Annotated in this window: 17 protein-coding genes; 3 read left to right on the top strand and 14 right to left on the bottom strand. The window is 71.5% G+C overall.

Features of this window, described 5'->3' with window-relative positions; genetic code table 11:
* Nucleotides 1-2 precede the first annotated feature (2 nt).
* Complete coding sequence (locus ACFWZ5_RS26280; RefSeq protein WP_384806366.1) at nt 3-1,001, top strand: anion permease; 999 nt, start codon at nt 3-5, stop codon at nt 999-1,001.
* 259 nt (nt 1,002-1,260) lie between these two features.
* On the opposite strand, the gene pstB is transcribed toward ACFWZ5_RS26280, so the two are convergent.
* From pstB to mshD, 11 genes are all read right to left on the bottom strand, one after another.
* On the bottom strand, nt 1,261-2,037 hold the full coding sequence (gene pstB / locus ACFWZ5_RS26275; protein WP_384806646.1) for a phosphate ABC transporter ATP-binding protein PstB: 777 nt from the start codon (nt 2,035-2,037) through the stop codon (nt 1,261-1,263).
* Nucleotides 2,038-2,119: 82 nt separating this feature from the next.
* A complete protein-coding gene (gene pstA / locus ACFWZ5_RS26270) occupies nt 2,120-3,172 on the bottom strand; it encodes a phosphate ABC transporter permease PstA (RefSeq protein WP_384806648.1) in 1,053 nt (350 codons plus the stop codon).
* Complete coding sequence (gene pstC, locus ACFWZ5_RS26265) at nt 3,169-4,194, bottom strand: phosphate ABC transporter permease subunit PstC (protein ID WP_384806650.1); 1,026 nt, start codon at nt 4,192-4,194, stop codon at nt 3,169-3,171. The genes pstA and pstC overlap by 4 nt, the downstream gene beginning before the upstream one ends.
* A 106-nt stretch (nt 4,195-4,300) precedes the next feature.
* Nucleotides 4,301-5,422, bottom strand: coding sequence for a phosphate ABC transporter substrate-binding protein PstS (gene pstS / locus ACFWZ5_RS26260; RefSeq protein ID WP_384805081.1), 1,122 nt, complete (start codon nt 5,420-5,422; stop codon nt 4,301-4,303).
* Between the two features lie 308 nt (nt 5,423-5,730).
* On the bottom strand, nt 5,731-6,153 hold the full coding sequence (locus ACFWZ5_RS26255) for an NUDIX hydrolase (RefSeq protein ID WP_384805083.1): 423 nt from the start codon (nt 6,151-6,153) through the stop codon (nt 5,731-5,733).
* 21 nt (nt 6,154-6,174) lie between these two features.
* The gene (locus tag ACFWZ5_RS26250; protein ID WP_384805093.1) at nt 6,175-7,362 is read right to left on the bottom strand and encodes a CHAD domain-containing protein; all 1,188 of its coding nucleotides are present in this window, start codon (nt 7,360-7,362) and stop codon (nt 6,175-6,177) included.
* A 1-nt stretch (nt 7,363) separates the two neighbouring features.
* Entirely contained in the window at nt 7,364-9,754 is a 2,391-nt protein-coding gene (locus tag ACFWZ5_RS26245; RefSeq protein WP_384805085.1) for an RNA degradosome polyphosphate kinase, read from the bottom strand.
* Nucleotides 9,755-9,853: 99 nt separating this feature from the next.
* A complete protein-coding gene (locus tag ACFWZ5_RS26240; RefSeq protein WP_384805087.1) occupies nt 9,854-10,855 on the bottom strand; it encodes an ABC transporter permease in 1,002 nt (333 codons plus the stop codon).
* A complete protein-coding gene (locus tag ACFWZ5_RS26235) occupies nt 10,852-11,763 on the bottom strand; it encodes an ABC transporter ATP-binding protein (RefSeq protein WP_384805089.1) in 912 nt (303 codons plus the stop codon). The genes ACFWZ5_RS26240 and ACFWZ5_RS26235 overlap by 4 nt, the downstream gene beginning before the upstream one ends.
* Before the next feature lie 10 nt (nt 11,764-11,773).
* Nucleotides 11,774-12,214 carry a GntR family transcriptional regulator gene (locus tag ACFWZ5_RS26230; RefSeq protein WP_384805091.1) on the bottom strand — a complete coding sequence of 147 codons (441 nt, stop codon included), beginning with the start codon at nt 12,212-12,214 and terminating at the stop codon, nt 11,774-11,776.
* 104 nt (nt 12,215-12,318) lie between these two features.
* Entirely contained in the window at nt 12,319-13,263 is a 945-nt protein-coding gene (gene mshD, locus ACFWZ5_RS26225) for a mycothiol synthase (protein WP_384804883.1), read from the bottom strand.
* A gap of 204 nt (nt 13,264-13,467) precedes the next feature.
* Here mshD and ACFWZ5_RS26220 point away from each other — a divergent pair, with 204 nt between their 5' ends.
* Entirely contained in the window at nt 13,468-15,315 is a 1,848-nt protein-coding gene (locus tag ACFWZ5_RS26220; RefSeq protein ID WP_384804885.1) for a bifunctional metallophosphatase/5'-nucleotidase, read from the top strand.
* Between the two features lie 52 nt (nt 15,316-15,367).
* A complete protein-coding gene (locus ACFWZ5_RS26215) occupies nt 15,368-16,573 on the top strand; it encodes a DUF2993 domain-containing protein (protein ID WP_384804887.1) in 1,206 nt (401 codons plus the stop codon).
* Nucleotides 16,574-16,678: 105 nt separating this feature from the next.
* Here the strand turns inward: ACFWZ5_RS26215 and abc-f are convergent, their stop codons facing one another.
* The 3 genes from abc-f to ACFWZ5_RS26200 form a co-directional block, all read right to left on the bottom strand.
* On the bottom strand, nt 16,679-18,322 hold the full coding sequence (abc-f, locus tag ACFWZ5_RS26210) for a ribosomal protection-like ABC-F family protein (protein WP_384804889.1): 1,644 nt from the start codon (nt 18,320-18,322) through the stop codon (nt 16,679-16,681).
* Nucleotides 18,323-18,490: 168 nt separating this feature from the next.
* Nucleotides 18,491-19,924: an ATP-binding protein gene (locus ACFWZ5_RS26205; protein ID WP_384804891.1), complete on the bottom strand. Its 1,434-nt coding sequence runs from the start codon at nt 19,922-19,924 to the stop codon at nt 18,491-18,493.
* Nucleotides 19,921-20,658: a response regulator transcription factor gene (locus tag ACFWZ5_RS26200; protein WP_384804893.1), complete on the bottom strand. Its 738-nt coding sequence runs from the start codon at nt 20,656-20,658 to the stop codon at nt 19,921-19,923. Before ACFWZ5_RS26200 ends, ACFWZ5_RS26205 begins: the two co-directional genes overlap by 4 nt.
* Nucleotides 20,659-20,727: the final 69 nt, after the last annotated feature.

Below are 20,727 nucleotides of genomic sequence, written 5' to 3'. Positions count from 1 at the left end.
TCGTGGACACCTTTGCGTTGGTCGTGACCATTGGCGTCGCGCTCGGTTTCACGTACACGAATGGCTTTCACGACTCCGCGAACGCCATCGCCACATCCGTCTCCACCCGGGCCCTGACGCCCCGCGCGGCGCTCGCGATGGCCGCGGTCATGAACCTCGCCGGCGCGTTCCTCGGCAGCGGCATCGCCAAGACCGTGAGCGAGGGGCTGATCGAGACGCCGCACGGCACGAAGGGGATGTGGATCCTCTTCGCCGGGCTCGTCGGCGCGATCGTCTGGAACCTGGTCACCTGGTACTTCGGCCTGCCCTCGTCCTCGTCCCACGCGCTGTTCGGCGGTCTCGTGGGTGCGGCGCTCGCGGGTGGGATCGGGGTCATCTGGTCCGGGGTCGTCGAGAAGATCGTCATCCCGATGTTCCTGTCGCCGCTGGTCGGGCTCCTGGTCGGCTATCTGGTGATGTGCGCGATCATGTGGATGTTCCGCAAGTCGAATCCGCACAAGGCGAAGCGGGGTTTCCGTATCGCGCAGACCGTCTCGGCGGCCGGCATGGCGCTCGGGCACGGTCTTCAGGACGCGCAGAAGACCATGGGCATCGTGGTGATGGCGCTCGTCATCGCCGACGTCGAGGACGCGGGCGATCCCATTCCGGTGTGGGTGAAGCTCTCCTGTGCGGTGATGCTGTCGCTCGGTACGTACGCCGGTGGGTGGCGGATCATGCGGACCCTCGGGCGGAAGATCATTGAGCTTGATCCGCCGCAGGGGTTCGCCGCGGAGACCACGGGGGCGGGGATCATGTTCACCACCGCCTTCATGTTCCACGCGCCCATTTCCACGACGCATGTCATCACCTCGGCGATCATGGGTGTGGGGGCCACGAAGCGGGTCAACGCGGTGCGGTGGGGGGTCGCCAAGAACATCATTCTTGGGTGGTTCATCACCATGCCTGCGGCCGCGCTTGTCGCTGCGCTCAGCTTCTGGATCGTGAATCTGGCGTTCCTGTAGGCCTCGCGGTGCGCCCCAGGCCCGCCCCTTCCCGAACTAGGGGGCCAGCCCCCTAGCACCCCCGAAAAGCAGTTGGCGCTTCGCGCCTCGTCCTCAAACGCCGGACGGGCTGGATATTTGCCGAGCCGGGCTGAAAGGCTTCGCGAGCTGGGTTGGAGAGTGCCGCGGGCCCGCCCCCCTGGATGGAAGCCAGGGGGGCGGGCCCTTTTGCGTCCCTGCGGTGGCACCGCCATGCAGCACCGCGGGGAGTCGGGGTGGCTCAGCCGAAGCGGCCGGAGATGTAGTCCTCGGTGGCCTGGACCGACGGGTTGGAGAAGATGCGCTCGGTCTCGTCGATCTCGATGAGCTTGCCGGGCTGGCCGACCGCCGCGAGGTTGAAGAAGGCCGTGCGGTCCGAGACGCGGGCCGCCTGCTGCATGTTGTGCGTCACGATGACGATCGTGAACCGTTCCTTCAGCTCGCCGATCAGGTCCTCGATGGCGAGCGTGGAGATCGGGTCGAGGGCGGAGCAGGGCTCGTCCATGAGGAGGACCTGGGGCTCCACGGCGATGGCGCGGGCGATGCACAGGCGCTGCTGCTGGCCGCCGGAGAGGCCGGAGCCCGGCTTGTTCAGGCGGTCCTTGACCTCGTTCCAGAGGTTGGCGCCCTTGAGGGACTTCTCGACGACGTCGTTCAGCTCGGACTTCTTGTACGCGCCGTTGAGCTTCAGGCCCGCCGCGACGTTGTCGTAGATCGACATGGTCGGGAACGGGTTCGGGCGCTGGAAGACCATGCCGATGGTGCGGCGCACGTTCACCGGGTCGACACCGGAGCCGTAGAGGTCGTCGCCGTCGAGGAGCACCTTGCCCTCGACGCGGCCGCCGGGGGTGACCTCGTGCATGCGGTTCAGGGTGCGCAGGAACGTGGACTTGCCGCAGCCGGAGGGGCCGATGAAGGCCGTCACCGAGCGGGGCTCGACCGTCATGGAGATGTCTTCGATCGCCTTGTGCGATCCGTAGTAGGCATTGAGGCCCGAGACGTCGATTCGCTTGGCCATGGGGATCACTGCTTTCGGAAATGAGGGGTACTGCTGTCGGTCGCTCTGGCCGCGTCAGCGACCTGTCGTGCGGCGGAGCCGCTCATCGATACCGCGGGGCCTTCCAGCGGGCGATGCCGCGGGCCACGAGGTTGAGGATCATGATGAAGGCGATGAGGGCGAGCGCCGCCGCCCAGGCGCGGTCGTAGCCGGCGGCGGTGCCGGACGCGTACTGCTGGTAGATGTACAGCGGCAGCGAGCCCTGCGGGCCGTTGAACGGGTCCGTGTTGATGAAGGGGTTCGTCCAGACCAGGAGCAGCACGGGGGCGGTCTCGCCCGCGATGCGGGCGACGGCCAGCATGACGCCGGTCGTGATGCCGCCGATGGCGGTGGGCAGGACGACCTTCAGGATGGTGCGCCACTTCGGTACGCCGAGGGCGAGGGAGGCCTCGCGCAGCTCGTTCGGGACGAGCTTGAGCATCTCCTCGGTGGAGCGCACGACCACCGGCATCATCAGGATCGACAGCGCCATGGCGCCGGCCCAGCCGGAGAAGTCGAAGTCCAGGATCAGGATCCAGAAGCTGAGGACGAACAGTCCCGCGACGATCGACGGGATGCCCGTCATGACGTCGACGAAGAAGGTGACGGCCTTGGCGAGCTTGCCCCGGCCGTACTCGACGAGGTAGATCGCGGTGAGCAGGCCGATCGGCACGGCGATCAGGCAGGCGAGGCCGACCTGCTCCAGGGTGCCGATGATGGCGTGGTAGATGCCGCCGCCGGCCTCGTCGTCGGCGACGACGCCCATGGAGTGGGTCAGGAAGTAGCCGTCGAAGACCTTCACGCCGCGCTTGACGGTCTCGTAGATCAGCGACGCCAGCGGGACGACGGCGAGCAGGAACATCACCCACACCACCGAGGTGGCGAGGCGGTCCTTGGCCTGGCGGGAGCCTTCCACCCGGGCCGCGAGGGCGTAGGAGGCGCCGACGAACAGCAGGGCCGCGATCAGGCCCCACTGGAGGCGCGATTCCAGGCCCGCCCCGAGGCCGACCGCGACGGCGACGGCGAGGGAGCCGGCCGCGAGGGCGTACGGCGCCCAGCGGGGCAGGCGCGCGGCCTTCAGGCTGACGGGGGCGGGCTTGACGGTCGTGGTGCTCATGCGTTGGCCCCCGAGTACTCCTTGCGGCGGGCGATGATCAGCCGGGCCGCGCCGTTGACGAGGAGCGTGATGATGAACAGGACGAGACCGGAGGCGATGAGGGCGTCCCGGCCGTACTCGCTGGCCTCGCTGAACTTGCTGGCGATGTTCTGCGCGAACGTGCCGCCGCCGTAGTCGAGCACGGACGTCTGGATCAGGAAGCTCGGGGAGAGCACGGTGGCCACGGCGATCGTCTCGCCGAGCGCGCGGCCGAGGCCCAGCATCGAGGCGGAGATGATGCCGGAGCGGCCGAAGGGGAGCACCGACATGCGGATGACCTCCCAGCGCGTGGCGCCGAGGGCGAGCGCGGCCTCCTCGTGCATCTTCGGGACCTGGAGGAAGACCTCGCGGCTCACGTTGGTGATGATCGGCAGGATCATGATCGCGAGCAGGATGCCGACGGTCATGAGGGAGCGCGGGGCGCCGCCCTCGTACTCGAAGATGCCGGTCCAGCCGAAGTAGTCGTCGAGCCAGCTGTAGAGACCGGTGAGGTTCGGGGCGACGACGAGGGCGCCCCACAGGCCGTACACGATCGAGGGCACGGCGGCCAGCAGGTCGATCACGTACGCGATGGGGGCGGCCAGCTTGCGCGGCGCGTAGTGCGAGATGAACAGCGCGATGCCGACGGCCACGGGCACGGCGATGGCGAGCGCGATGATCGAGCTCACGATGGTGCCGAAGACCAGGACGGCGATGCCGAAGTAGGGCTTGCCGTCGTGCATGACGCCGGCGGGGTCCCACTCGAAGGTGGTGAGGAAGTTGCCCTCGTTGTCCGCGAGGGCGATGGACGCGCGGTAGGCGAGGAAGGCCGCGACGGCGGCCATGATCAGCAGCAGCGCGATGCCCGAGCCCCGGGAGAGGGCGAGGAAGATCCGGTCACCGGGGCGGGTGGCGCCGCGTGCGGCGCGCTTCTGCTCGGTGGTCGTGGGCTTGGCGTCCTCGACGTGCGAGGGCGGGGGAGGTGTGTCGGTGGGTATGTCCATGGGGTTCTCCGGTCTGCGGAGCCGGCCGTGCGGTGGGCGCGGGCGGCTCCAGGCGGCGGTGCACCGGACGGCGCGGCCCGCCGGGGAGGCGGGCCGCGCTCTTAGGTCAGCTCAGGCCCTTGACGGTCTCGCGGACCTTGGTGATGATCTCGGTCGGCATCGGGGCGTAGGACTCGTCCTTCAGCACGGACTGGCCGTCCTCGCTGGCGATGTAGTTCAGGAAGGACTTCGTCGTGGCGAGGGTTTCCTTGTTGTTGTTCTTCTCGCAGACGATCTCGTACGTGACCAGGATGATCGGGTACGCGCCCTCGGCCGTGGGCTTGTAGTTCAGCTCCATGGCCAGGTCCTTGCCCTTGCCGACGACCTTGGCCTCGGCGATGGCCTTGGAGGCGTTGTCGACGGTGGCCTTGACCGGCTCCTTGGCGCCCGTCTTGACGTCGACGGTCTTGATGCCTTCCTTGGCGTACGACAGCTCCATGTAGGAGATGGCGCCCTCGGTCTGCTTCACCTGCTGGGCGACGCCGGAGGAGCCGCTCGCGGACTGGCCGCCCTTGGCCGCCCAGCTCTTGGCGGGCTCGTACGGCCACGCGGAGGGGGCGGCGCCCTTCAGGTACTTGGTGAAGTTGTCCGTGGTGCCGGACTCGTCGGAGCGGTGGAAGGCCTGGATCTTGGTGCTGGGGAGCTTGGCGTCGGGGTTGAGCTTCTTGATCGCCTTGTCGTCCCAGTTCTTGATCTTGTCGTTGAAGATGTCGGCGATGGTCTTGGCGTCCAGGGTGAGGCTGTCGACGCCCGGGACGTTGTAGCCGATCGCGATCGGGCCGCCGACCAGCGGCAGGTCGATGGCCTGGCTGCTCTTGCAGACCTTCTTCGACTGCGCGATCTCCTCCGGCTTCAGGGCCGAGTCGGAGCCCGCGAAGGCGGTCTGGCCCTGCAGGAAGGAGGTGATGCCGGCGCCGGAGCCGTCGGGCTTGTACTGCAGCTGCACGTCCTTGCAGGCCGCGCGGTACTGCTTGACCCAGGCGTCGATCGCACCCTTCTGCGCGGACGAGCCGGAGGCCATGAGCTGGCCCTTGGCGCCCTCACAGTCGATCTTGCTGTTGGCGGTGGTCGTCTTGCCGCCGTCCTTGTCGCCGGTGTCGTCCGAGCCGCACGCCGTGAGGGCCAGGGCGCCGGAGACGGCGAGAGCACCGAGGGTGAGGGCCCGCCGGTTCATGCGCTGAAGCTTCACTTTCGGGAGTTCCTTCCGGGAGCCGCCGGGCCGTTTGGTCGGCCGGTGGTGGCGGCGTGCGAAGTGGTTCGGGGAGGCCGTGGACGGCCGCAGGTTCCATCGCTGGTTCCAACACGTGGTGCGGGAGCGATCAGGGCGGTCACGCCACGCATCACGTAAGGCCGAAATTAGGCAGATCAGGTGAAGCGGTCGATGGGCGTAAGTGAACGAGCGGTGAACCTACGCGGACGTTGTGGTTAGGTCACGGGCCGATTACGGCGACGGGCGCGTGACGAATGAGGGGGCGTGCGGCGCTGTGCCGTGCGCCGTCATGCGGTGCGCGCCGCCCCGAGCCATACGTCCAGGAGGCGGCGGTCCCGGTACTGGGTGAGGCGGGCGCGGGCCTCGGGTGCGGGGAGCCAGCGGATGCGGTCGACCTCGCGGTTGGGGGTGAAGTGGCCGGGGCCCGCCTCGGCGGCCCAGTAGTGGACGACCTTGGGGCGGCCGTTCGCCAGATAGTGGGCCGCGGGGAGGGGCGGGCCCAGTACGCAGGTGAAGCCGGTCTCCTCCTCGACCTCGCGCACGGCGCAGTCCAGGAGGGTCTCGCCGGGCTTCAGCTTGCCCTTGGGCCAGGACCAGTCGTCGTACTTGGGCCGGTGCACGACGCAGAACTCCAGGGCGCCGTGCACCGGGGAACGGCGCCACAGGACGCAGCCCGCCGCGCTGATCGGGTCTTGTGCCGGTCCGCCCATGGAGCCCTCGCCCTTCCTTCCTTACGTGGTGACCGCCTCGCGCAGCCAGGCCCGCTGGAACGCGAACCTCGCCGCCTCCACCTCGTGCCGCTGGTCGGCGTGGAGCACGCCAAGGGCGTACGCGGTGGCGGGGGCGATGCGGGGCGTGCGGGCCGCCGACGCCGCCGCGGCCGCGGCGTCCGCCGCCTCGCGGTGGTGGTCGAGGGCCTGGCCCGCGTGGAGCAGGCGGGCGTCGGGCGGGGCGTCGCCGAGGAGCACCTCCTGGGCGTAGCGGTGCAGGCGCAGCAGGGAGCGGACCTTCAGCCAGGGGGCGTCCTGGGCCTCCGGTGCCGTGTCGGCGGCGAGGCCGTGGACGAGGGCCTCCGCGTTGTACGGGTGGCCCGCGAGGAGCAGGGGGAGGGCGGCGACCGCCTCCTCGAGGTGGGCCTCGGCCGTCGCGGCCAGGGGTTTGAGGTCGGCCTCCGGGGCGGGGCGGAGGGGGACCTCGCTGGCCAGGACGGCGACGTTGTCCGCGACGGCGTGGAAGCGGGAGGAGCCGAAGGCCTGGAGGGCGGCGGAGTGGGCGCGGGTGCGGGCGAGGGTGAGCTGGCGCTCCAGCAGCGCGGCGGCCTTGGCGGCGCCGAGGGCCAGCTGGCCCGTTGGCTTCTTGGCGCCTTGCCCTTGCCCTTGCCCTTGCCCTTGCCCTTGGCCGGGGAGGTTGGCTGCGCCGGTCCTGGAGTTGGCGGCGCCCGGCGCGTGGGGCTGTGCCCACCCGTCCCGCCCTGCGGGACGACTGCCCACAGCCGGTACGGAACCAGTAGACCTGATGGGCTTGGGTACGCCCGTTGGTTCACCCATGGGTGGGTGGGCGGGAGGAGAGCCGCCGCGGAGCGGCGGCAGGGGGGCCGCAGGCGGGGGTGCCGAGAGCCGGTGGAGGGCGCCCAGCAACCGTTCGAGCCGCGCAGCGTACGCGTGTTCACGGGCCAGCGTGCCCGAGAGCCACGCCAGCTCCGGGCGGAGGGACTCCGTCCACTCCTGGTCCAGGAGTGGACGGAACGTGTGGAGCGTCGCGCCGACACGGCGGGCGGCGCGGCGCAGGGAGCGCGCCGCGGCCAGGGACTCCTCGGCTCCCTGCGCGTCCGTCGCGGACTCGCGGTGCAGCCGCAGCGAGCGGAGGAAGTCGGTCGCCTGGTGCTGCAGGTAGACCGAAAGGACCTCGCCCGCCGTCATCTCATGGTGTTGCTGTGCCACGCCGGCGCCTCCGGGCGTCTATGAGCATCTCCTGTACGTTCCGCAGGGGCTGGCCTTCCGGGTCCGTGGCATGCCGCGTCCAGTTGCCGTCCGCCCCCAGGTGCCACGAGGCCGTGGTGTCCGACATGCCGGTTTCGAGGAGCCGGTTCAGGGTCGCCCGGTGACCTGGGTCGCTGACCCTGACGAGGGCCTCGATGCGGCGGTCGAGGTTGCGGTGCATCATGTCGGCGCTGCCGAGCCACACCTCCGGTTCGCCGCCGTTGCCGAAGGCGAAGACCCGTGAGTGCTCAAGGAAGCGGCCGAGCACGGACCGCACGCGTATGTTCTCGGACAGGCCCGCGACGCCGGGCCTGACCGCGCAGATGCCGCGCACCCACACGTCGACCGGGACGCCCGCCTGCGAGGCGCGGTAGAGCGCGTCGATGACGGCCTCGTCGACGATCGAGTTGACCTTGATCCGGACGTAGGCGGGGCGGCCCGCGCGGTGGTGCTGGACCTCGCGGTTGATGCGGGTGATCAGGCCGTCGCGCAGGGACCGCGGGGCCACGAGCAGGCGGCGGTAGGTCTCGCGGCGCGAGTAGCCGGAGAGCCGGTTGAAGAGGTCGGAGAGGTCCGCGCCGACTTCCTGGTTGGCCGTGAGCACGCCGAGGTCCTCGTAGAGGCGGGCGGTCTTGGGGTGGTAGTTGCCGGTGCCGACGTGCGAGTAGCGGACCAGGTTGTCGCCCTCCTGGCGGACGACGAGCGACAGCTTGCAGTGGGTCTTCAGGCCGACGAGGCCGTACACGACGTGGCAGCCCGCCTCCTCCAGCTTCCGCGCCCACTTGATGTTGGCCTGCTCGTCGAAGCGGGCCTTGAGCTCGACGAGGACGAGGACCTGCTTGCCGGACTCGGCGGCGTCGATGAGCGCGTCCACTATCGGGGAGTCGCCGGAGGTGCGGTACAGGGTCTGCTTGATGGCGAGGACGTTGTCGTCGGCGGCGGCCTGCTCCAGGAAGGCCTGCACGGACGTGGAGAACGAGTCGTACGGGTGGTGCAGGAGCACGTCCTTGCCGCCGCGCAGCACGCCGAAGATGTCGGGCGCGGACGCCGACTCGACCTCGGCGAGGTCGCGGTGCGTGCCCGCAACGAACTTGGGGTACTTCAGCTCGGGCCGGTCGAGGCCCGCGATGGCGAACAGGCCGGTGAGGTCGAGCGGCCCCGGCAGCGGGTGCACCTCCGACTCGCCGATCTTCAACTCCCGCATCAGCAGGTCGAGGACGCCCTTGTCGATGGACTCCTCGACCTCCAGGCGCACCGGCGGCCCGAAGCGGCGCCGCATGAGCTCCTTCTCCAGGGCCTTGAGGAGGTTCTCCGCGTCGTCCTCCTCCACCTCCAGGTCCTCGTTCCGGGTGAGCCGGAACATGTGGTGCTCCCGGATGTTCATGCCCGGGAACAGCTCCTGGAGGTGCTTGGGCGCGGCGATGACGTCCTCGATGGGGACGTACCGCTGCGGCGAGGCCTCCAGGAAGCGGGACAGGAGCGGCGGGACCTTGACGCGCGCGAAGTGCTCGTGGCCCGTGACCGGGTTCTCGATGACCACGGCGAGGTTCAGGGACAGGCCCGAGATGTACGGGAAGGGGTGCGCGGGGTCCACGGCGAGCGGGGTGAGGACCGGGAAGATGCGCTGCATGAACAGCGTGTAGAGCCGGGACTGCTCCTTGTCCGTGAGCTCGTGCCAGCGCACCACGTGGATGCCCTCGTCGGCGAGGGCGGGGGCGACCTCTTCCTGGTAGCAGGCGGCGTGCCGGGCCATGAGCTCGCGGGAGCGGTTCCAGATGAGCTCCAGGACCTCGCGGGGCTGGAGGCCGGAGGCCGAACGGGTGGCGACGCCGGTCGCGATGCGCCGCTTCAGACCGGCGACGCGGACCATGAAGAACTCGTCCAGGTTCGACGCGAAGATCGCCAGGAAGTTGGCCCGTTCGAGCAGGGGCGTGTTCGGGTCCTCGGCGAGCTCCAGGACGCGTTCGTTGAAGGCGAGCCAGCTGCGCTCCCGGTCCAGGAAGCGGCCCTGCGGCAGCTCGGCGCCGTCGGGCGAGGCCTGGGCGTCCTCGTCGTACCCGTCGAGGTCCGCGTCGATGTCCGGGTCCAGGTCGGAGACCGTCGCCGCCAGCGTGTGCGGGCGGTGCGCCGCCAGGGAGCCGACGGAGGGCTGGGCGTGCCTCAGGCCGTCGGCGTCGGGGCTTGCGACTTCGGTGGGTACGGTGGGCTCGCTCATGGGCCCATTCTTCCGCGCGTGGCCCCCGGTGGGCGCGCCGGAGAGCGCGGGCGCGGGACGGACCTGACCGTTCGGGCGCGCTCGGCCATGCGGGTCGGGCACGGTGGGGGGCTGCATTGCCTGAGCGTCGCAAGCCTGTCTGAATCATTGGTTACGCCGACATGACGCCTGGGGGTTGGCGTGGCATCCCCCAGACGTCTACACGTCAGGGCGTACTCACGGCGTGCGGCGCCGCAGTATCCAGAACGATGCGTACACCGCCGCCGCGGTGAGCGCGAGGACGATTCCGGTCTCGATGAGCTGCGCGTACCAGAAGTGCGAGCGGGGGTGGAAGTCCGCGTACGCCTGGACGGCGTGGAGGTCGGCGGGGCAGTCGGAGCCGGGAGCGGGGTCCGGCAGGCACTCGCCCGGCGAGAAGCGCTCACCGGCGGCGTTGGTGACGCCCTGGCCCACCAGGTGGACGTCTCCCGGCATGTTGCGGGGCCACCAGAACTCGATGGCGCGGGCGCCGGAGTCGACGACGGTGTCGGCCGGGACGAGGTCCCAGCGGACGCTGCTGAACAGCCACAGGGCGGCGCCGGTGACGAGGCCCGTGGCGGACATGGCGAGCAGGGTGCGGCGCACGAGCAGTCCGGCGAGCGTGCCGACGGCGACGGCGAGCAGGCAGTACGCGACGACGGCGGGCCCGGTCGCCGCGTAGATGCCCGGGTCGGCCCAGCGCAGGGACCCTTGGGCGTGCACGATGTCGTGGCCGCCGAGCTCGAAGACGCCGATGACCGCGAGGCCCGCGGCGACGGCGAGCGCGCCGCCCACGGTGAGCCGGGCGGCGAGCCAGCGGGCCGGTGAGTCGCCCTGGGACCAGGCGAACCGGTGCAGTCCGCCTTCGAGTTCACGGGCGACGAGGGGGCCCGCGGTGAAGGCGCCGACGGCGAGCGGCACCAGGAGCAGCGCCCACGCGCCCCTCGACAGGTACACGTTCAGCAGGTCGTGCGTGTTGGAGAGGCCGAAGGGCTCGATTAGCCCGGGGTTCCCCTCGGCCGCGAGGCGCACGTAGGACGTCACGGCCGCGGCGAGCACGGTGAGCGCGAGCGCGGCCCACAGGGTGGTCCGGTGCAGGCGCAGGACGGACCGCAGGGAGCCGGGCAGGACGGAGGCGCGGGCGGCCCTCGCGGCGGCCGGGGGCCGGGAGGCGGCCGGGGTCAGGGACGCGGTCGTCATGCCGTCACCGCCGCGCGGTCGGCGGGGTTCGCGCCGGGCGTGAGCAGGGGCGGCGCGTCGGGGGAGCGGAGATGGGCGAGCAACAGCTCCTCCAGGGAAGGCTCTTGGACGCCCCAGCCGCTGTCGAGGCGGAGGGGGCCTTCGGGACGGATGAGGGCGGTGAGCCCGCGGCCGGACGCGCGGGACTCGACGACGGTGTGCGCGGCGAGGTCCGAGAGCGGGGCGCGCCCGGTGACCAGGGCGTGTGCGTGGACGAGGTCGTCGATGCCGCCCGCGAGCCGGATGCCGCCGTCGGAGACGAGCAGCAGGTGGTCGCAGGCGTCGGCCAGTTCGCCGACGATGTGCGAGGACATGACGACGGTGGTGCCGTGCTCGGCGGTCTCGGCCATGAGGGTGCCCATCAGGCGGTGGCGGGCGAGGGGGTCGAGGTCGGCCATCGGCTCGTCCAGGAGCAGCAGTTCGGGGCGCTTGCCGAGGGCGAGGGCGAGCGCGACGCGGGTGCGCTGGCCGCCGGAGAGCGAGCGGACGCGGGCGCGCGGGTCGAGGCCGCCGTCGGCCATGACGCGGTCGGCGGCGGCCGCGTCCCAGCGGCCCGGGTTGAGCTCGGCGCCGAGCCGCAGCGTGTCGGCGACGCTGAGCCGCGGGTAGAGCGGCTTGTCCTGCGCCACGTACGCCACGCGGGGGCGGGCCGCGGCGGCGTCGGTGCCGAGGACGGAGAGGCGGCCGCCCGTGGGGCGGAGCAGTCCGGCGGCGAGCGCCAACAGCGTGGACTTTCCCGCGCCGTTGGGCCCGACGACCGCGCACACGCGCCCCGCGGCGAGCCGGAAGGAGCAGTCCCGCAGGGCGGGCGTGCGGCGGCGGCCGTAGGCGAGCGTGAGCCCGTCCGCCTCGATGGCCGTGTCGGTCATGCGGGTCCCCCTAAGTGGTGGCGTGGCTGGTCGCGGTACTTGTCGTGGTGCTGGTCGTGGCGCCTGTCCCGTCCTGCCGGGCGAACTGCTCCTCCAGTACGGCGGCGAACAGCGCCGCCACGTCCTCCCGTTCGAGGCCCGCCGCGCGGGCGCGCCCGGTCCAGGCGAGGAGTTCGGCGCGCAGCGGCGAGTCGCCCTGGGCGGCCCCGAGCGCCCTGCGGACGAACGTGCCGAGGCCGCGGCGCGCCTCGACCAGGCCCTCGCGCTCCAGCTCGCGGTAGGCCTTCAGGACCGTGTTCGGATTGATGGCGGTGGCCTCGACGACCTCGCGGGCCGTGGGCAGTTTGTCGCCGGGCGCGAGCAGTCCCAGGCGCAGGGCCTGCTGGGTCTGCTGGACGATCTGGAGGTACGTGGCGACGCCGCTGCGCCGGTCGATGCGGTACTCGATCACGGCCGTGCACCACCCTTTCACTAATTGAGTAGTGAAAGGGTGGTGCAAAAGAGGGGCGGCGTCAAGTGACGCCGCCCCTCAGGTGGTTGGGGTGCCGCTGCGCATCAGGATTCGGTGCGGTACATCAGGTCGGTCTCGTGCGTGACGAAGCCGAGGCGCTCGTACACGCTCACCGCCGCCTTGTTGTCCGCGTCCACGTACAGCATCGCCGTCGGCAGACCGGAACCCGCGAGGTGGCGGAGCCCGATCGTGGTGAGCGCCTTGCCGAGCCCGGCGCCCTGCACGCCGGGCCGCACCCCGAGCACGTACACCTCGCCGAGCCCCTCGGCCGCGTGCACCTTCGTCCAGTGGAAGCCGATCAGCTCGGCGCCCCCGCCCTCGGCCGTCCGCTCGGCCAGGAAGAACCCGGCCGGGTCGAACCACGGCTCCGCCTTGCGGTCGTCGAGGTCGCGCTGGGTGAGGGAGCCCTGCTCGGGGTGGTGCGCGAACGCCTCGGCGTTCACCGCGAGCCACGCCGCGTCGTCCTCGCCGGGGGCGAAGGCCCGTACCCGCACCCCTTCCGGAAGCACCGGATCCGGCAGGTCGAGGTCGGTCAACGGGCGCCGCATCTGCCGCAGTTCCCTGAACAGGGTGAGGCCGAGCACCTGCGCGAGGTGCCGCGCCGCCGCGTGCCCGCCGTGCGCCCACACGCGCAGACGCCGGCCGGACTCCGCGAGCAGCGCCGTGCCGAGCGCACGCCCGTGCCCGTGGCCCCGGTGCGCCGGATGCACGACGAGCTCGGCGGCCGGGGCCTCGACGGGGTCGGTGTCCTCCAGCTGCGCGTACCCCACGAGGTCGTCGCCGACGGTGAGCACCAGATGCCGCACGCCCTCCCGGGCGCCGCCCCGCAGTTGCAGCCGCCCCTGCTCGGACACGGCCTGCTGGCCGTCCGTGCGGGCGGCCTCGGCGAGGAGCCCGAGCACGGCGGTGGCCTGGTCGGCCGACAGTGCGTCGTAGGTGTCGATCTGTCGAAGGGCGGCGGGTGTCCCTGCGGGCTGCTCAGCTGTCATGCGTCGAGGGTAAGTCGAGGGTTGCCGGTGGAGGGGAAGCGGTGGGCGTCATCGCGCTGCGCGCTCGTCCTCAATCGCCGGACGGGCTCAATCCGTCCCCGTAATGGCAATCAGGCTGTAACCAGCTGGGCTCTGTTGCGCTACGCGCGTTGACCATAGGCTGCCGGACGGTCCCAGTCGTCTCTCACCACTCCAGGGGAATTCGTGTCAGCCATACCGAAGGCACGCAGGCCCAGGCGCCGCGCCGCCCGTGTCCTCGCCGTCACGGCGGGCCTCGCCACCGTCGGCGCACTCGCCGCCGCGCTGCCCGCGGCCGCGGGCCAGGAGCAGGGCCAGGACCGGATGCAGGCCGCGGGACACCACGCCAAGAAGCGCACGGTCGACGTACAGCTGCTCTCCTTCAACGACTTCCACGGAAACCTGCAGCCGCCCGCGGGATCCTCGGGGCAGGTCACCGAGAAGCAGCCCGACGGCACGGAGAAGAAGATCGACGCGGGCGGCGCCGAGTACCTGGCGACGTCCCTGCGCACGGCGCGCAAGGGTCACCCCTACTCGGTGACGGCGGCGGCGGGCGACCTCATCGGGGCGAGCCCGCTGCTGTCCGGGCTCTTCCACGACGAGCCGACCGTCGAGGCCCTGAACAAGATGGACCTGGACGTCACCAGCGTCGGCAACCACGAGTTCGACGAGGGCGCCAAGGAGCTGGCCCGCATCCAGAACGGCGGCTGTCACCCCAAGGACGGCTGTTTCGAGAAGGACAAGCACGGCAAGCCGAAGAAGTTCAAGGGCGCGGACTACCCGTACCTCGCCGCGAACGTCACCAACGAGAAGACCGGCAAGCCCATCCTCAAGCCCTACTGGGTGTGGAAGCACAAGGGCGTGAAGATCGGCTTCATCGGCCTGACCCTCGAAGGCACCCCGGACATCGTCTCGGCGGACGGCATCAAGGGCCTGAAGTTCCACGACGAGATCGAGACGATCAACAAGTACGCCAAGGTCCTCGACAAGCAGGGCGTGAAGTCGATCGTCACCCTCATCCACGAGGGCGGCTCCCCGGCCAGTCAGGCCTACAACTACGACTGCGACTCGCCGGGCGCGGGCGACGGCATCTCCGGTCCGATCACCGCGATCGCCAAGGGCGCCTCGCCCAAGGTCGACGCGTTCGTCACCGGCCACACCCACCAGGCGTACGTCTGCACCATCCCGGACCCGGCGGGCAAGCCACGCATGGTCACGTCGGCGTCGTCGTACGGGAAGCTCTACACGGACACCACCCTCACGTACGACCGCAAGACCAAGGACATCGTGCGGATGAGCGTCAAGTCCGCCAACAGGGTCGTCCGTCGTGACCAGCCCAAGGCCGGTGACATGACGCGCCTGATCGAGCGCTGGAACAAGCTGGCCGCGCCGATCGCCAACCGGCCCGTCGGCTACATCTCCGGCGACATCCCCGGCCGGGGCGCCACCACCCCCGAGGCCCCGCTCGGCGACCTGATCGCCGACGCGCAGCTCGCGCACGCCAAGTCCCTGGACCCGAAGGCCGAGCTCGCCCTGATGAACCCGGGCGGCATCCGCTCCGACCTCGTCCACAAGGCGAGCGGCGGCGAGGGCGACGGCGTCGTGACGTACGGCGAGGCGTTCACCGTGCAGCCGTTCAGCAACACCGTGAACCTCGTCGACCTCACCGGCGCGCAGCTGCTCACGGCCCTGCGCCAGCAGGTCAGCGGCCCGAACCAGGCCTCCCCGAAGATCCTCCAGGTGTCGGACGGCTTCACGTACACGCTCGACATGACGAAGTCCGGCGCCGACCGGATCGTCACCGACTCCGTGAAGCTGAACGGCAAGGCGCTCGACCCGAACGCCACCTACCGCGTCGCCATGAACTCCTTCCTCACCGGCGGCGGCGACGGCTTCGCCGAGCTGGGCAAGGGCACGAAGCCGCTGGTCGGCGGCGACGACCTGAAGGCGCTCAACGACTACTTCGCCGCCAACTCCTCGGCGGACAAGCCGATCGCGCCGCCGAAGGCGGACCGGATCACGGTTGTGAAGTAACTCTCCGCAGTGAGGCTTGGGGTGGGGTGTGAACGTATGGTGAGATCACCTGATGCGTTCCCCCCACCGCATAGCCACAACTGACCCCGTTTCCAAGCCCAATCCCTACGACGAGCTGGGCGACCTCGCGCCGAACCCGCTGGACGAGTTCCTGCGGGAGGACGACGCGGACGCCCGGGCCGACGAGCCGTGGTCTCCCCCCAACCACCGCCGCGGCAGCCGTCGCCGTCGCAACCGCTTCGCCGGGCTCCCGCTCGCCGCGAAGACGCTGATCGCCCTCGCCGTCGGCGCCGCCTTCCTGGTCCTCGCCGACCGCTGGGCGCTTCTGTACGCCGAGCACCAGGCCGCCGACAAGCTCAAGGACCAGCTGAACCTGAGCGCGGCGCCCGAGGTCGAGATCGACGGCTTCCCCTTCCTCACCCAGGTCCTCGACCAGCGGCTCGACCAGGTCGAGGTGACCGTCCCCGACGTCGCCGCCGACCGGGTCTCGCTCGCGAAGGTCTCCGCGAAGGCCACCGACGTCACCCTGAAGGGCGACGGGCCCACCTCCCTCACCGGTGCCGTGATCGGGCGGATGCGCGGCGAGGTGCTGCTCTCCTTCGACGACCTGAACCGCGAACTCGGCGCCTCCCAGGTGACGTTCACCGGGCACGGCCGCGACCAGGTCCTCGCGCGCGGCACCCTGCCCGTGGCCGGGCACCCGCTGAAGGTGCGCGCCGACGCCCGGATCGAGCGCACCGGCGACCGCGGCGTGGCCACCGACATCGACCGCATGCGGCTCGACATCGGCGACCTGGCCACGTACCGGCCCGGCAACCGCCCCACCGAGGGCCTCCATCTGAGCCGCAAGTCCGCGCGGCGGGTCGCGGGCGAGTCGGCCAGGGCGAAGGCGCTGCTCGCCGTGCCGACGATCGCGGACCGGCTCGGTGTGCCGGAGGACGTCGTGCGCGAGGCCCTGAAGAGCGACGCCAAGCTGAACGACGTCACCGGCTCCCCCCGTTTCGTGGCCGACGTGATGCGGCTCAACCTCCTTGACGTGGCGATGGAGCACCCCGCGCTGCTCAAGCGGCTGGGGCTGGATCCCGCGCTGCTCAAGGGGCTCGACGGGCTTACGCGGCCCGTCCTCGTGGACCGGCTCTCGCTCTCCTTCGAGCTGCCGAAGCTGCCCGGGGACGGGGCCGTGCGGCTCAGTGATGTGCGGGTGGAGAAGGGCGGGATACGGGTGGGGCTTGAGGGGTACGGGATCGGGTTCGGGTAGGCCTTCGCGGGGCGCCCCAGTCCCACCCCTTCCCGAAACTAGGGGCTCCGCCCCTAGGACCCCTTCTTTCCGCGCTTCGCGCTCGTCCTCAATCGCCGGACGGGCTTAATGGCCCAGCTCGATTGCCGGTCCTGCAAAGGACTTCCGCAGGCGGCGGTCGTGTGTCACCACGATCAGCGTGCCCGCGTACGTCGCCAGGGCCGCCTCCAGGTCCTCCACCAGGGCCGGTGAGAGATGGTTCGTCGGCTCGTCGAGGAGGAGCAGGTCGTACGGGCGCGTGACCAGGCGGGCCAGGTCCAGGCGGCGGCGTTGGCCCGTGGACAGGTCCCGGACCGGGCGGGCCAGGTCCTCCTCGCGGAACAGGCCCAGGGCCAGGAGCTCGTCGCGGCGGTCGTCCCCGAAGGCCGACAGGAGCGGACGGGCCCCCTCCGCAGGGGAGAGCGGCGCGTTCACCTGACGCAGCAGGCCGACCCGCTCGGGCCGCCGCACGGTCGCGCCCGCCTCCGGGGCGAGCTCGCCCGCGAGCACCCGCAGGAGCGTGGACTTGCCCGCGCCGTTGGGCCCGGTCACCAGGAGCCGGCCGCCGGCGGGCACGTGCAGCTCGTCGAGGGCGAGCCGCCCCGGCACGCGGACGTCCGCGAGGTCGACGGCGCGGTCCGCCGCGCCCTCGATGCCCGCCGTGAACCGCAGCGGCTCGGGCGGCCTGGGCGCGGGCCGGTCCGTGAGCCGGGCGAGCCGTTCGCGGGCGTTGCGAATCCGGCCCATCGCGCCGTGCGCCCGTGAGCGGGCCCGGAAGGCACCCGCGCCGCTGAACGCCGCCGGCGCCTTGCGCGGGATCGCATCCAGCCGCCCGATGCCCGCGTCGGCGAGCCGCGACTGCCGGGCCACTTCGGCCCGCCACTCCTCGTACTCCCGCTCCTGGCGGGCCCGTTCGGCGGCCTTGGCGGTCAGATAGCCGGCGTAGCCGCTGCCGTAGCGGCGTACGGAGCGCGTCTCATGGTCGACCTCCAGGATGGTGTCGGTGACCCGGTCGAGGAACGTCCGGTCGTGGGTGACGGCGACGAGCGTGCCGCGGTGGGCGCGCAGGCGCTCCTCGAGCCAGGCCACGGCCTCGTCGTCCAGGTCGTTGGTGGGCTCGTCGAGCAGCAGCAGTTCGGGGGCGGAGGCGAGTGTCGCGGCGAGCGCGAGCCGGGAGCGCTGCCCGCCGGAGAGCGTGCCGAGCCGCCGCGACCGGTCGAGCCCGGTGTGCTCGCCCAGGTGCCGCAGGGCGACGTCGACGCGGCGGTCCGCGCCGTATCCGCCGCGGGCCTCGAACTCCTCGACGAGCGCGGCATAGCGCTCGTACGCCGCCGGGTCCGCGTCGGCGAGCCCCGCACCCGCGACACGGATCCGCCGCTCCAGGGAGCGCAGTTCGGCGAGCGCGAGGTCGACGGCGTCGCCGACGCGCGCCGAGCCCGGCAGGTCGAGGGTCTGCGCGAGGTGTCCGGTGCCGCCCGGGGCGACGACGGTGACCGTCCCGTTGTCGGGCGGCTCGGCCCCGGCGATCAGGCGCAGGAGCGTGGACTTGCCCGAGCCGTTGTCCCCGATGACGCCGGCCTTCTCGCCGGGCCGGACGGAGAGGGAGACGCGGTCGAGGACGACGTGGTGGGGGTAGCGCTTGGTGACGTCGGTGAGGGTGAGCTGGGAGGCGGGGGCGACGGGGGTGGTGGGGGCGGTGGGGGCGGTGGGGCCTGCTGGGGCACGGAACAAGTGGGGCTTCTTTCGTAGGCGACGGTGAGCGAGGTGCGTATGCACTTCGTTCCGTACGAGACGTCTCGTCTCGTCAAGAACGCCCCGACCGTAACACCCGCGCCCGCGCAACGCAAGACGCTCCGTCTCGTTAGATGTCCTCGTTGAATGCCCTCGCCGGATGCCGGGTCACGGCGTGGCCGGAGGCGGGGTCCCCGCGCCCGGGAGCCGTACCGTCGCCACCGTCCCGCCGCCGTCCGCCGGACCGAGCGTCACCTGGCCGCCCGACTGCCGCACCGTGCGCGCCACGATCGACAGGCCGAGCCCCGAACCGGGCAGGCTGCGGGCCGTCGGCGAGCGCCAGAAGCGGTCGAAGACGTGCGGAAGCTCGTCCTCGGCGATGCCGGGGCCGTGGTCGCGCACCGTCAGGACGCCGTCCTTCAGGGCGACCTCGATGACGGTGCCCGCGGGGCCGAACTTCACCGCGTTGTCGAGGATGTTCACGATGGCCCGCTCCAGGGCCGGGGGCTCCGCGCGGACGTACCAGGGGGCGAGGCTCGCCTCGAAGTCCAGGTCCGGGCCGCGCAGCCGGGCCCGCTCCAGGGCCGCGTCGACGATGTCGTGCAACGCCACCACCTGCACCTTGCCGCCCTGCGCCGCGTCCGGCCGGGACAGCTCCTGCAAGTCGCCGATGAGCGAGGCCAGTTCGGTCATCTGGGCCTTGACGGAGGCGAGGAGGGCCTTGCGGTCGTCCGGCGGGATGGGGCGGCCGGTCTCCTCGCTGCGGGCGAGCAGCTCGATGTTGGTGCGCAGGGAGGTCAGCGGGGTGCGGAGTTCGTGCCCGGCGTCGGCGATCAGCTGCTGCTGGAGGTCGCGGGACGAGGCGAGCGCGGACGTCATGGAGTTGAACGAGCGCGACAGGCGGGCGATCTCGTCGTCGCTCGCCTCGTCCGTCGGGATGCGCAGGTCCAGGTCCTCGGTGCGGGCCACGTGCTCGACGGCGGCGGTCAGCTCGTCGACGGGGCGCAGGCCGGTGCGGGCGACCCACAGTCCGGCCACTCCGGCGCCGACGACGCCGGCTCCGGCGACCAGGGAGAGGACCAGGACGAGGTTGCTCAGGGTGTCCTGGACCTCGTTGAGGGGGCGGGCGACGGAGATGGCGTAGGGCTGGCCGGGCTGGGGGTAGGTGAAGACGCGGTACTTGGTGCCGTCGGACGTGGTGGCGTCGTGGAACGCCTCGTCCTTCTCGCGCCGCGCGACCGCGGTGTCCGACTTCTTGAGGCCGAGGGTGATGTTCGGCTTGCCCAGGATGATGCAGCCGTTGCCCGACTGGTCGACCACCTGGACGATCTGCTGGTACAGGTCCGGCCTGTCGACCCGCCCGATGGACGCGCGGCCGCACTGCTCGGTGACGGGGTCGATGAGGCCGCGCACCTGGTCGTCGGAGACGATGCCGCGGCGCTCGCTCAGCGCGTCGTCGAGGGAGCTCACCAGGACGTTGCGCACCACGAACCAGCAGGACACCGCCGCCGCCGCGACGGCGACGGCCACCGCCGTCGCCACGAGCAGCGCGAGGCGCGAGCGCAGCGGCAGCGTGCGGTAGCGGCGGAGCAGGCGCTTCACTCGCGGCCGCCGGTCCCCGCGGCGTCGGCGCGCAGCACGTACCCCACGCCCCGCACCGTGTGCACCAGGCGCGGCTCGCCGCCCCCCTCCGTCTTGCGGCGCAGATACATGACGTACACGTCGAGGGAGTTGGACGACGGCTCGAAGTCGAAGCCCCACACCGACTTGAGGATCTGCTCGCGCGTGAGCACCTGGCGCGGGTGCGCGAGGAACATCTCCAGGAGCGTGAACTCCGTCCGCGTCAGCTCCACCGTCCGCGATCCGCGCGTCACCTCGCGGGTCGCGAGGTCCATGCGCAGGTCGGCGAAGGCGAGCACGTCGCCCTCCGGGGCCCGGCCCGCGGCGGCCGCGAACGAGCTGCGGCGCAGCAGCGCCCGGATCCGGGCGAACAGCTCGTCCAGCTCGAACGGCTTGACCAGGTAGTCGTCGGCGCCCGCGTCCAGGCCGGTGACCCGGTCGCCCACGGTGTCGCGGGCGGTCAGCATCAGGATGGGGGTGGTCGAGCCGGTGGCGCGGAGGCGGCGGGCCGCGGTCAGGCCGTCCATGCGGGGCATCTGGATGTCGAGTACGACCAGGTCGGGGCGGTAGGCCGCGGCCTTCTCCAGGGCGTCCGCGCCGTCCACGGCGACCTCGGTGCCGTAGCCCTCGAACGCGAGGCTGCGCTGCAGGGCCTCGCGGACTGCGGGCTCGTCGTCCACGATCAGAATGCGCGGGTCGCCTTCGGCGGGGCTCATGGCTTCTTCGACTTCCTCGGGGCGGGTGGTCATCGTCTATCGGTATCAGCGTCGCATGTGGGGTGGGGG

Source organism: Streptomyces sp. NPDC059003, assembly GCF_042740445.1.
In the GTDB taxonomy this organism is placed as follows: Bacteria; Actinomycetota; Actinomycetes; order Streptomycetales; family Streptomycetaceae; genus Streptomyces.
Note: the sequence above shows the minus strand (reverse complement) of the source record. Positions and strands in the feature narration are given on the sequence as shown.

What these genes read in the sequence shown, in the direction of transcription:
- pstB (WP_384806646.1), bottom strand. Translation starts at nt 2,037, where the DNA reads ATGGCCAAGCGAATCGACGTCTCGGGCCTCAATGCCTACTACGGATCG.
- ACFWZ5_RS26215 (WP_384804887.1), top strand. Translation starts at nt 15,368, where the DNA reads ATGCGTTCCCCCCACCGCATAGCCACAACTGACCCCGTTTCCAAGCCC.
- ACFWZ5_RS26245 (WP_384805085.1), bottom strand. Translation starts at nt 9,754, where the DNA reads ATGCAGCCCCCCACCGTGCCCGACCCGCATGGCCGAGCGCGCCCGAAC.
- pstA (WP_384806648.1), bottom strand. Translation starts at nt 3,172, where the DNA reads ATGAGCACCACGACCGTCAAGCCCGCCCCCGTCAGCCTGAAGGCCGCG.
- mshD (WP_384804883.1), bottom strand. Translation starts at nt 13,263, where the DNA reads ATGACAGCTGAGCAGCCCGCAGGGACACCCGCCGCCCTTCGACAGATC.
- ACFWZ5_RS26240 (WP_384805087.1), bottom strand. Translation starts at nt 10,855, where the DNA reads ATGACGACCGCGTCCCTGACCCCGGCCGCCTCCCGGCCCCCGGCCGCC.
- pstC (WP_384806650.1), bottom strand. Translation starts at nt 4,194, where the DNA reads ATGGACATACCCACCGACACACCTCCCCCGCCCTCGCACGTCGAGGAC.
- ACFWZ5_RS26200 (WP_384804893.1), bottom strand. Translation starts at nt 20,658, where the DNA reads ATGAGCCCCGCCGAAGGCGACCCGCGCATTCTGATCGTGGACGACGAG.
- ACFWZ5_RS26255 (WP_384805083.1), bottom strand. Translation starts at nt 6,153, where the DNA reads ATGGGCGGACCGGCACAAGACCCGATCAGCGCGGCGGGCTGCGTCCTG.
- ACFWZ5_RS26235 (WP_384805089.1), bottom strand. Translation starts at nt 11,763, where the DNA reads ATGACCGACACGGCCATCGAGGCGGACGGGCTCACGCTCGCCTACGGC.
- ACFWZ5_RS26250 (WP_384805093.1), bottom strand. Translation starts at nt 7,362, where the DNA reads ATGACGGCGGGCGAGGTCCTTTCGGTCTACCTGCAGCACCAGGCGACC.